The 11,539-nt window shown below is 37.0% G+C and carries 15 protein-coding genes; all 15 read right to left on the bottom strand.

Annotation, left to right across the window (positions count from 1 at the left end; genetic code table 11):
- Window positions 1–230 precede the first annotated feature (230 nt).
- Window positions 231–749, bottom strand: a complete 519-nt coding sequence (locus C3E88_RS09145) for a chromate transporter (RefSeq protein ID WP_236909876.1) — start codon at window positions 747–749, stop codon at window positions 231–233.
- Window positions 746–1,288 carry a chromate transporter gene (locus tag C3E88_RS09140; RefSeq protein ID WP_236909875.1) on the bottom strand — a complete coding sequence of 181 codons (543 nt, stop codon included), beginning with the start codon at window positions 1,286–1,288 and terminating at the stop codon, window positions 746–748. The genes C3E88_RS09145 and C3E88_RS09140 overlap by 4 nt, the downstream gene beginning before the upstream one ends.
- 11 nt (window positions 1,289–1,299) lie before the next feature.
- Complete coding sequence (gene prmC / locus C3E88_RS09135) at window positions 1,300–2,163, bottom strand: peptide chain release factor N(5)-glutamine methyltransferase (protein ID WP_236909874.1); 864 nt, start codon at window positions 2,161–2,163, stop codon at window positions 1,300–1,302.
- A complete protein-coding gene (locus C3E88_RS09130) occupies window positions 2,154–3,107 on the bottom strand; it encodes a DUF1385 domain-containing protein (protein ID WP_236909873.1) in 954 nt (317 codons plus the stop codon). The genes prmC and C3E88_RS09130 overlap by 10 nt, the downstream gene beginning before the upstream one ends.
- Window positions 3,108–3,220: 113 nt before the next feature.
- Window positions 3,221–3,421 carry a 50S ribosomal protein L31 gene (rpmE, locus tag C3E88_RS09125; protein ID WP_236909872.1) on the bottom strand — a complete coding sequence of 67 codons (201 nt, stop codon included), beginning with the start codon at window positions 3,419–3,421 and terminating at the stop codon, window positions 3,221–3,223.
- A gap of 93 nt (window positions 3,422–3,514) precedes the next feature.
- A complete protein-coding gene (gene rho / locus C3E88_RS09120) occupies window positions 3,515–4,873 on the bottom strand; it encodes a transcription termination factor Rho (protein WP_236909871.1) in 1,359 nt (452 codons plus the stop codon).
- A 142-nt stretch (window positions 4,874–5,015) separates the two neighbouring features.
- Window positions 5,016–5,987 carry a class II fructose-bisphosphatase gene (gene glpX, locus C3E88_RS09115; protein ID WP_236909870.1) on the bottom strand — a complete coding sequence of 324 codons (972 nt, stop codon included), beginning with the start codon at window positions 5,985–5,987 and terminating at the stop codon, window positions 5,016–5,018.
- Window positions 5,988–6,067: 80 nt separating this feature from the next.
- On the bottom strand, window positions 6,068–7,057 hold the full coding sequence (gene glpX / locus C3E88_RS09110; RefSeq protein WP_236909869.1) for a class II fructose-bisphosphatase: 990 nt from the start codon (window positions 7,055–7,057) through the stop codon (window positions 6,068–6,070).
- A 166-nt stretch (window positions 7,058–7,223) separates the two neighbouring features.
- The gene (gene fsa, locus C3E88_RS09105; RefSeq protein ID WP_236909868.1) at window positions 7,224–7,868 is read right to left on the bottom strand and encodes a fructose-6-phosphate aldolase; all 645 of its coding nucleotides are present in this window, start codon (window positions 7,866–7,868) and stop codon (window positions 7,224–7,226) included.
- A gap of 56 nt (window positions 7,869–7,924) precedes the next feature.
- A complete protein-coding gene (locus C3E88_RS09100) occupies window positions 7,925–8,776 on the bottom strand; it encodes a class II fructose-1,6-bisphosphate aldolase (RefSeq protein ID WP_236909867.1) in 852 nt (283 codons plus the stop codon).
- A gap of 59 nt (window positions 8,777–8,835) precedes the next feature.
- Window positions 8,836–9,492 carry a hypothetical protein gene (locus C3E88_RS09095; protein ID WP_236909866.1) on the bottom strand — a complete coding sequence of 219 codons (657 nt, stop codon included), beginning with the start codon at window positions 9,490–9,492 and terminating at the stop codon, window positions 8,836–8,838.
- 136 nt (window positions 9,493–9,628) lie between these two features.
- Window positions 9,629–10,447 (bottom strand): 3-keto-5-aminohexanoate cleavage protein, encoded by an 819-nt coding sequence (locus C3E88_RS09090; RefSeq protein ID WP_236909865.1) that lies wholly within the window; start codon window positions 10,445–10,447, stop codon window positions 9,629–9,631.
- A gap of 10 nt (window positions 10,448–10,457) precedes the next feature.
- Window positions 10,458–10,841 carry a hotdog domain-containing protein gene (locus tag C3E88_RS09085; RefSeq protein ID WP_236909864.1) on the bottom strand — a complete coding sequence of 128 codons (384 nt, stop codon included), beginning with the start codon at window positions 10,839–10,841 and terminating at the stop codon, window positions 10,458–10,460.
- A gap of 117 nt (window positions 10,842–10,958) precedes the next feature.
- Window positions 10,959–11,150 (bottom strand): sulfur carrier protein ThiS, encoded by a 192-nt coding sequence (thiS, locus tag C3E88_RS09080; protein ID WP_236909863.1) that lies wholly within the window; start codon window positions 11,148–11,150, stop codon window positions 10,959–10,961.
- Between the two features lie 4 nt (window positions 11,151–11,154).
- Window positions 11,155–11,539: aldehyde ferredoxin oxidoreductase C-terminal domain-containing protein (locus C3E88_RS09075; RefSeq protein ID WP_236909862.1), on the bottom strand; the 385-nt coding region annotated here is incomplete at its 5' end.

Below are 11,539 nucleotides of genomic sequence, written 5' to 3'. Positions count from 1 at the left end.
ATAATCGTCAAGGCGAAATTGAAAGTAATTTAAAGCAATTTAAAGCAATTCTATAAAACATTGTGCTATTTTTTCATGTTTAGTTTACAAAGCCTGAATACTCTCCATTTATGATTTAAAATTTATAAGCTTTATGAATGATTTCCTATATATTATACCATGATTCCTATATAAAAATCCAATTCACCAAAAGAAGGATAGCATAATTTGCACCTCTTGTAAAGAAATTTTTAATAAATTATTGCCCCGGCAATACCAGCAAGTATTATTACGGGAATAGGATGCATATCCTTAAAAGAAACTAAATAAAACAATACAATACCAATGATCAAGCTTTTAATATCGATTATAGCGTCTTTAGCTACCGTCAAGGCTGCCGATGCAACCAAACCTAATACTACTGGTCTTATTCCTCTAAAAGCATAATCTACATAAGGAGACTCCCTAAACTTAGATAAGAAGTGAGCAATTATAAGGATTATGACAATAGACGGTAATATCACCCCTACTGTAGCTGCTATAGAACCCCATACACCTGCTACTTTGTACCCTAAGAAGGTGGCTGAATTAATCGCTACTGGTCCTGGAGTCATTTCCACTACGGCTAGTATATCTATAAATTCCCTTACTGTAAGCCATCCATGGACCTCTATTATCTCCTTCCTTATTAAAGGTAACATAGCATAGCCTCCACCAAAACTAAAAGCACCAATTTTTAAAAATGATAAAAATAGTTTTAATGTATTCATATATCCTTCTCCTTATGCTTAAAATATCCGATAGAACCAAAAGCAGCTATAAGTATGATAATTATAGGACTTATATCCAATACTACTATAGCCAAAACCGTAAAGGCTGCTCCTATTATCCTGTTTATATTTAATTGCATATTCTTCCCCAACTTGTATACTGCAGAAAATATCAATGCAGCTACTGCTGGTCTTATCCCTAAAAACACCTTATCTATTGTGGGGTTATCCCTATATTGCCAGAAGAATTTTACAATTAACAGTATAATTGTAAAAGAAGGAAGCACAGTACCTAGGGTACAAATCAAAGCCCCTTTTACCCCTGCCATCTTATATCCAACATAGGTGCTAGTATTAACTGCCACCGGTCCAGGAGTAACCTCTGCTATTGCCAATATATCCATAAATTCTTCCGGCGTTAACCATTTATTCTTCTCTACTACTTCATCCTGTATAAGGGGTAACATGGCATATCCACCGCCAATAGTAAATGCTCCTATTTTAAAGAAGGTAATAAACATCTTAAACAATAGTTCCATAACAGCCTCCTCTACTCCATAGTTCCTAGGATTACCCTATCCAATCCCTGTAGATCCTTTAATATCTGAATACCCTGAAAGCCTTCCTCTATAAATATATCTTTCACTCTGCTCCCTTGGTCAAAACCTATTTCAAATATTAACAGGCCTTCCGGTTGTAGATATTTCTTACTTTTAGGGATTATTTCCCTATAAAAGTCTAGGCCATCCTCTCCACCAGCCAGTGCATCTATAGGCTCGTAGTCCTTTACCTCTCCTTGTAGATTCTCTATTTCTCCTTTAGGTATATAAGGTGGATTTGAGGCTATAATATGAAGCTTCTCTTCCAAGTCCAAACCTTCTATTCCTCCAAACAAATCCCCTTTATATAGATTTACATTGTCTAATTTGAACCTTTCCTTATTTATATGGCCTACCTTTAAGGGTATATCCTCTATATCCACTCCATAGACCTTTACATTTCTACGATAATAAGCTACTGACAAAGCTATGGCACCACTGCCAATACCTAAGTCAAGAAAGTTTATAGGCTGATCCTGATATCTCTCATCAATATAATCAAGGACGTATTCTACCAAGATTTCCGTATCCGGTCTAGGGATCAATACTCCCTCTTCTATATAGAATTCAAGTCCCATAAACTCTTTTTCCTTCAATATATATTGAATAGGATAGCCAGTAGCCCTTTTTCCCATTAATTTTAAAAATTTATCTACAATCTGTTGGCTGACCCTATCTTTGCCATGGGTATAGATATAAACTTTGTCTACATCTAACAGTTTACAAAGGACTAAAGTAGCTTCTAATTGGGGATTACTATACTTTCTATCCCCAATTATTTCTACTCCCCTTTTTAATAAACTATTTATCTCCACAGGTCATCCTCCTCGTTTCCTGTAAGCACAGCATTTAACGCTTCTATAGCTACCTCAATCTGTTCTTCATCTGGCTCTTTGGTAGTAGCTATTCTCTGTAGCATAAGGCCTGGATACGATAGATAATAAGCCAAGGATGAATTGCTCTTTCCAATAAGCCTATTTATCTCATAGGAGATACCTGCAACTACGGGTAACATAAGTATCCTAATCAAAAATCTCTGTAATGGATTAGGCCAACCAAAAAATGATAATACCAATATACTCACTATCATCACCATAAATAAAAAACTAGTACCACATCTAGGATGGAGTATAGGAAATTTCTTTACATTTTCCACCGTCATTTCCTGACCACTTTCATAGCAGTGAATGGTCTTGTGTTCCGCGCCATGGTATTCAAATACTCGACCTACATCTTCCATTTTAGATACAGCTACTACATAGATTAGAAATATTCCTATTCGAACCAATCCTTCTAATAGATTCATCAAAAAAGGTGAGTGAATATTGTTCTTAAATAGATTGGTTATAAAGCTAGGTAGCAGAATAAAAAGTCCTATGGTTAAAGCCAAAGAAAATAATAATGTAAGCACTATTTCTACATCTTCGCTCTTATCCTTAAAAACTCTGTCTAAAAAAGTTTCCTTTTCCTCTTCTTCCAAGGCTTCATCGAAGAATTCGGCAGAATACATTAGCGCCCTTATACCAAAGACCATGGATTCAACTAATCCCACTATTCCCCTAATAAAAGGTAATCTAAAAAACTTATATCTCATACCTAGGGTGTTTAGCTTCTCCTTTTTAAGGACTATTTCCTTGTCCGCCTTCCTTACAGCTATAGCCACATCCTTTGGCCCTCGCATCAATATCCCTTCAATTAAAGCCTGACCACCAATGGTGGTTATATGTTTGGGGACTCTATTCACATCTTTTATTTTCATTCTTTCCAACCCCCTATCTGGGCAGTGGGGACGGTTCTCGTTGTCCCTCACTATTTCATTGTAAAAATAAAGGTTAGATGCTTTGGGCAACTAACCTAATTTTTGTGAAGAAATTAATCCATACCATATTTCTTCTTGAATTTTTCAACACGGCCACCACGTTCAGCAAACTTCTGACGTCCTGTGAAGAATGGATGACATTCAGAACAAATTTCTACCTTCAATTCTTCCTTGGTTGAACCGGTTTTAAATGTATTTCCACATGCACAACGTACTGTAGCTTCATAATATTCTGGATGAATTCCCTTTTTCATTGCTTTCACCTCTCTTTGTTGCAAGTATATAAGGATACACTATTATACACAATTTGACCAGTTAATTATAGCACAAAGCAAAAGATATTTCAACTAAATCCAAATTTTATTTCTCATATCTTCTACAAATATGTGGTTAGTTTTAGTTAGCATCAAATTTTCAATTAGGGTTTCCGTTACTTCTTGGGTAGGTGCATTGCCTAATGCTTTTCTGATAGCCCAGATGGTTTCCAATTCCTTCTGAGTAAGGAGTAGCTCTTCTCGTCTAGTTCCCGATCGGTTAATATCCAAAGCTGGGAATATTCTTTTTTCTGATAGCTTTCTATCTAAATGGATCTCCATATTACCTGTACCCTTAAATTCCTCAAATATAACATCATCCATTCTACTACCGGTTTCCACTAAAGCTGTAGCTAGAATAGTAAGACTTCCACCTTCTTCTAAGTTTCTTGCTGCACCAAAGAATCTTTTAGGTCTATGTAATGCACCTGGATCTAATCCACCAGACAAGGTCCTTCCCGTGGCAGGGATAGTTAAATTGTAAGCTCTAGCAAGACGGGTGATACTATCTAAAAGCACTACCACATCCTTCCCATGCTCTACCAATCTTTTGGCCCTTTCCAATACTATTTCCGCTACTTTAGTATGGTGATTGGGAAGTTCATCAAAAGTAGAATAAACTACATCGCCTTTAACGGATCTTTTCATATCCGTTACTTCCTCAGGTCTTTCATCTATTAAAAGCACTATTATCTCAATATCCGGATGGTTCTCAGATATGGCGTTGGCAATATTTTTAAGAAGAGTGGTTTTACCAGCCTTTGGTGGGGATACTATCATACCCCTCTGTCCCTTACCAATAGGTGCTATTAAATCGATAATTCTAGTTGAAAGATTGTTAGGAACTGTTTCCAGTGTAATTTTCTTTCGTGGGTATATGGGAGTTAGACTATCAAAATCTGGCCTACTGGTACATGTCTCTGGATCGAAGCCATTAACCTTTTTTACATAGAGAAGAGCTTTGTATTTCTCACCAGATTTGGGCTCCCTAGTAATACCAAATACTTTGTCTCCCGTTCTAAGCCTAAATCTACGTATCTGAGATGGCGATACATATATATCATTATCCCCAGATAGATAGTTATCACATCTTAAAAAACCATATCCATCTTGATGGACTTCTAGAATTCCTTCAGCTCCATTGATATTGTCCATCTGCTCAATTTCTTCGCTTACCTTATCAGGTAATTCTTCCATATCGATATCTTCGATATCTATTGTTTTTCCTTGAAATTCATCAGTGTTTTGTTCCTTTTGTCCCTCTTTAGCTTCCTTTAAAATTAAATCAATCAATTCTCTTTTTCTATATTTAGTAATGGATTTAATTCCCATAGTTTTAGCTATAACTCTTAGATCGTCTAGTTTCTTATCTTCTAAAATACTTGGATCCAAAATTTCACCTCCACAATATTAAAAAAAATTTATCCTAAGTGTTTATTATTCCTTATCTTTTGGAATAGTTTTTAAGATAGGCTTAAATAGACAAGTATATCAAAAATATAATATCATTATAATAATCAATAGTCAAACCTTATTATTTCGCATACTCCGGTTTCTTATCCAGTCTATGTATGGCTTCTATAAATCTAATAGTTCCCGTCTCCGATCGCATTACAACAGAATAGGTCTTTGCCATATAGTTTTCATAATAGACTACGCCCTTTAATAGCTCTCCATTGGAGATACCTGTAGCGGCAAATATGATTTCGTTACCCTTGGCTAGATCCTCCATAGTCAATATCTTATCAGTATCATAAAGACCCATATCAAAACATCTAGTTCGTTCCGCTGAATTCATAGGGTATAGCCTTCCCTGGAACTCTCCTCCCATGCATTTTAAAGCTGCCGCTGCCAAAACCCCTTCTGGGGCTCCTCCTATTCCTACCAATATATCCACCCCTAAATCTTCAAAGCAGGTAGCCATAGCTGCTGCTACATCTCCATCCTGAAATAATTTAATCCTAGCTCCAGCTTTCCTGACTCGACGAATCAAATCCTCATGTCTTGGTCTATCTAACATGGTTACAGTAATATCGGAAATAGGTTTGTTTAATGCTTTGGAAAGATTGTGTAGATTGTCCTCTATAGGTGCATCTAAGCTTACTTTTCCTTTGGCCTTAGGCCCTACGGCAATTTTATTCATATACATATCCGGTGCATGTAGAAGACAGCCTCTAGGTGCTACAGCCACGACGGAGATAGCATTGGAAAGTCCTTTAGCCACAGCAGTAGTTCCATCTAGAGGGTCTACTGCTATGTCTAATTTTATAGAATCCTCTGTAGCTTTACCGATTTGCTCCCCTATATATAGCATAGGAGCATGATCCATTTCTCCCTCACCTATAACCACAACACCATCGATGGTTAAGGTGTCAAACATCTTTCTCATTCCATTTACAGCTGCCTGGTCTGCCATATTTTTGTCACCTCGTCCTAGATAACGAGCTGATTGCAAGGCTGCTGCTTCTGTTACTCTGACTAAATTTAATGCTAAATTCCTATCCATATGAATTCCCCCATAGAATTTAATATTTCTCTATATAGTATATTCTATTTGGGTTTTCTATGTCAATTAGCATAGCACATTTACCTATGCTTTTTTAGTAGCTCCTTTAGTATATTGTTTTTGTCTAGCTTATGTTGGGCCTCTACAAACCTTATGGTACCTGTCTTAGATCTCATTACTACCGAGTGAGTCTTAGCTAGATTGTCTCCGTAGTATACTACCCCCTTCAACAGATCCCCATCAGAAATGCCTGTAGCTGCAAAGAATATATCGTTACCTTCAGCTAGATCATTCATAGTAAGGAGTTTATCTAACTTATCTTCTGTCCACCCCATACTTGCACATCTTATCCTTTCCTTTTCGCTCATAGGATATAGCTTCCCTTGGAAGTCTCCTCCCATACATTTAAGAGCAGCTGCTGCAATGACTCCTTCAGGGGCCCCACCTATACCTATGAGTATATCTACTCCTGTATCTTCAAAGGCGGTAGCTATAGCTGCTGCCACATCCCCTTCACTAAACAATTTGATCCGGGCTCCTACTCTTCTGGCTTCATCTATGATATCCTTATGTCTTTCCCTATCCTGTATGATAACCGTTAAATCGGATATATTCTTATTCAATGCCTTAGCCACACTTACTAGGTTCTCTTCCACAGTAGCATCTATATCAATTTTACCTGCTGCTTTGGGCCCTACCGCTATTTTTTTCATATAGGTATCTGGTGCATTTAAAAGGCAACCCTTTGGCGCCATAGCTATGACGGAAATAGCATTAGGAAGCCCTTTAGCTACTAGTGTAGTACCCTCTACTGGGTCTACTGCAATATCTGCTTCTATATCCATACCTTTGCCTATTTCTTCTCCAATATATAGCATAGGGGCTTCATCTAATTCTCCTTCGCCTATGACCACCTTTCCCTTGGTGTTGACTAGATCAAATGCAGCCCTCATACCATCTACAGCTGCTTGGTCGGCTCCCATTTCATCTCCTCTACCCATATATCTACCTGATGCTAATGCAGCAATTTCTGTAACCCTTACTAAAGATAAAGCTAAATCCCTATCCATATTATCTCTCCTTTATAATGAATTATGACATACTTATTACCTACTATATTATAAACTAAAAGTATATTAATTCACAATGTATATTTTATAATTGTAGTATTATGACCTAAAATATAAAATATAAACCTGGATAAGTAGTTTCCCTATCCAGGTTCTATATATGTCTCTATTTTTCTAATCCTTCCCAATCCTTTAAGAATTTCTCAATTCCTATATCCGTCAATGGATGGGCTAACATCTGAATAAATACCTTGTAAGGTATGGTGGCTATATGAGAGCCCGCCTTTGCTGCCTGGATTACATGGACTGGATGTCTTATGCTAGCAGCAATTATCTCCGTATCTATACCATGAACATTAAATATTTCCACTATATCTTCTATAATATATATACCTTCATTGCCTATATCATCTAATCTACCTACAAATGGGCTTACATAGCTTGCCCCTGCTTTTGCAGCCAATAGGGCTTGATTAGGAGAGAATATCAAAGTTACATTGGTCTTTATCCCTTCCTTTGATAAGATGTTGACAGCTTTTAATCCATCCTTTGTCATGGGGATTTTTACAACTATATTGGGATGGATCTTGGCTAATTCTCTAGCCTCTTTTACCATTCCCTTCCATTCTAAGGATATGACCTCTGCACTAATAGGCCCATCTACGATGCTGGATATTTCCTCTATTACCTGTTTAAAATCCCTACCTTCTTTTGCTATCAATGATGGATTAGTAGTTACGCCACAAATAACTCCCCATTGGTTTACCTCTTCTATCTCGTCAATATTAGCAGTATCAATAAATAATTTCAAATCTATCAACTCCTCTACCCTATATAATAGGCGACCAAAGGTCGCCACTATTTCATCTAAGCTCTTCCTGCTGAACCAAATAGACGCATCTTTTCTGCTACTGCTTCTTTCATAGCTTCTTTAGCTGGTCCTAGGATCTTTCTAGGATCGATATTGTCTGGGTTTTCCTTTATAAAGTCTTTAATAGCATTGGAAAAAGCTACTCTTAAATCCGTATCTATATTTATCTTGTTTATACCAAGGGATACAGCCTTTTTAATGCTTTCTTCTGGAACTCCACTAGATCCGTGTAATACCAATGGAATATCTAGCAGCTCCTTAATGGTCTTTATCCTATCATAATCAAGCTTTGGTTCTCCCTTATACAATCCATGGGCAGTGCCTACAGCTATAGCTAGAGAGTCTACATTGGTTTCGTCTACAAATCTTTTAGCTTCTTTAGGATCGGTAAAGGTTGCATCCTTTTCTTCTACGGTAATATGGTCTTCTGTTCCGCCGATTTTTCCTAATTCTGCTTCTACGGAAACCCCTACAACATGAGCTACTTCTATTACCTTTTTAGTTATTGCTATATTTCCATCTAATTCAAATCTAGAGCCATCTATCATTACGGAAGTAAACCCATGTCTTATACATAGCATTACTTGGTCAAAATCTGTACCATGGTCTAAATGAAGGGCCACTGGTACCTTTGCATTACGAGCTGCCAATTTTCCTAGCTCAGCTATATATTCAACACCTGCATATTTCAATCCTCCTTGGCTAGCTTGAAGGATAACAGGTGAATTGGTCTCCTCTGCCGCTTCTATTATAGCTTGAACTATTTCCATATTGTTCACATTAAATGCTCCTACTGCATAGTTGTTTTTATGAGCATCTTGTAAAATTTCTCTACCGGTAACTAACATATATATATGCCTCCCTTTATTTAATTATTAGTACATTGTTTGATTATATATTACCCATTCTATTTCTTAATATCTCTATTCTTTTCCTTTATGGAATCGATGCAGGTAATACTGTGCTCTTTCAGTACTATTTTATCCCTTCTTAATAGAATACTCAAGTCCTCATCGGTTTCTGCAAATATTATATTTACGCTATGGCAATTATCACATTTTAGCTCTATCCTATCAGGAAAAAGTTCTACATCTATACTGGAATTACCACAATCACAAGTAATTTTGTGATTCTGGTTTAAAACATACAAATGCTTTAGGGCCCTACCTAATACCTTAAAGTTGTTGAAATAATCTTCTCCACAGGTGTCCCTATTGCCCTCTCGTAAGTTCATCTGTTTTTCTAATAATATCTGATTGGCAACCTTTTTACTGCCTATGAAACACGCTTGAAAACCCTGGTAACAATATATTCGGTTATCATTTCTTAGTACATCTTTTAATTTCATACTATAATAATGTTTGTCACCACAAGGAAAACAGCCTAATTCAACTCTTATATCATTATTTATTCCCTTATTAATACGTGCATTGATTTCTCCACATTTACATATATATTCAATACTATTATTTTTCATAGCTTCAAATAGATTAATATCATATTGCCTTAATCTGCCACAAAATCGACATCTAATAATTAAGGTTTTTAAGCCGTTAATCAACATAGGAATCTCCTCCTTAGTAGATTAATTCTATACAAAAGCTAAAAATCCTTCTAAATGTCGAAAATTTATATAAAAAAAATCAAGAGAGACCTTTTTGTTGAATCTTAGCCCTCTCTTGACCTTTTATTCTATGAACTTATCTCTTCTTAAGGCTTAATATCTCCCTCGCTTCATCGGGAGTTGCTATATCTCTGCCTAATTCTTTCGCTATTCTAACTACCTTCTCTACTAATTCTCCATTGGACTTAGCTAAAACCCCTTTAGATAGGTAAACGTTGTCCTCAAATCCAACTCGAACATGGCCCCCCATAGCAATCCCCATAGCTGCCATTGGCATCTCATGTCTTCCTACTCCCGCTACAGTCCATGTAGAACCAGCTGGTATGCTATCTACCATAAACGCTAAGTCCCTTGCTGTTGCTGTCATTTGTACTCCGAGTACGAAATCAAAATGCATAGGCTCTAATATGTAGCCCTCCTTAGCAAATCTAATGGCATAGTCAATCATACCTTTATCGAATACTTCTATTTCCGGTTTAACATTCTTTTCTATCATTACCTTGCCAAAGTTCTTTATGGTGTTTTCAGTATTTACAAATATTTCGTCTCCTCCAAAGTTTAAGGTTCCACAGTCTAAAGTTGCCATTTCAGGAAGAAGTTCTACTGGCTGTAATCTTTCCTCATCAGACATGCCTACTGCTCCTCCTGTAGAAGGCTGAATGATTACATCAGGGCATCTCCTTTTTATCTCTTCAATACATAGTCTGAACCTTTCCTTGTCTTGAGTAGGTGTTCCATCGTCTTCCCTTACATGGAGATGTATAATGCTAGCTCCTGCCTTATAGGCGGATTCAGCTTCTCTTCCTATTTCCTCTACTGTGTAAGGTACATTTGGATTGTTCTCCTTTGTAACCTCAGCTCCACATATGGCTGCAGTTATAATCAACTTATCCATGAAATCCCTCCTATTTTCTCATCTTGTCCTTTGGAACAACACAAGTCCCTTCAGCTCTACAGACTACTACAGGCTCGTCCAATACATCACAAGCCGATTCATTGATGTCTGGCCTTGGTACTATGACCTTTCTCGCTTCAAATTTCATCTTTCTAGAGGTATTACCTACTTTTGTTATTTCACCTACTGCCTCAATAAACTCACCAGCATAAACAGGAGCTAAAAATTCTACATTGTCATAGGCTACAAACAAGCCCTCATCCCCATCATGTCTTATGAGCAGCTCCGTAGCCACATCGCCAAACAATTGTAGCATCTTAGCTCCATCTACCAAATCTCCACCATAATGTGCATCACCAGCACTCATTCTAACCCTGACCATAGCTTTTTCCATACTTCACCCTCCATTACAAATTTTAGTCATATCCATTATAACATATGTTGGAAGCTTAAACTATATGAAGATTGCCAATAACTATCAAAAACGGTGCTTAGCACCGTTTTTTTGTCTCTACCCTCCACCGATCAAACTATATATTTCTACATTGCTATTGTTATCAAGCTTTGTATGGTATTCTTCCTTGGAGATTCTTTTGCCATTTACCTTTACTACTACAATATTCTTTGGAAAACCCATGGTTTGGATTAACTCCTCTATAGTAGTCCCTGGTTCTATATCCCTCTCCTTACCATTTACGATCACATTCTCACCTCGTGTATACCCATTCTTCCAATAGCCATCCTAAAGAAAGTCTCTTAAGCGTTCCCTCTGTAGGATTTCCAGTCTCTTGATCCCATCCAGCTATATTATAATAGGTAATCAATGCTTCATCAAATTTTTCTCTATCCATAGCTACTCCCTTAGATGGTCCTTCTTTAAAAGGTTCAAATAGTCTGTCTGGAAGATAGTCGTCTTCTTTATCAAATCCAGCCTTAGCATTAAAGTACCTCATCATGTTTATCCTTCTCTCTCCAATAAGCATCAACTCATGGATAGATGTATCCCAATCAATAGCCACTTTAGCAAATTCAACTACATCCTTCGGGCCATATAATTCCCAGGATGGTCCCCACACAAACTGGCATAGACAG

It is taken from the genome of Clostridium sp. Cult3 (assembly GCF_021655115.1).
GTDB lineage: Bacteria > Bacillota > Clostridia > Tissierellales > Tepidimicrobiaceae > PPXY01.
This window is presented reverse-complemented; position numbering and strand designations above follow the sequence as displayed.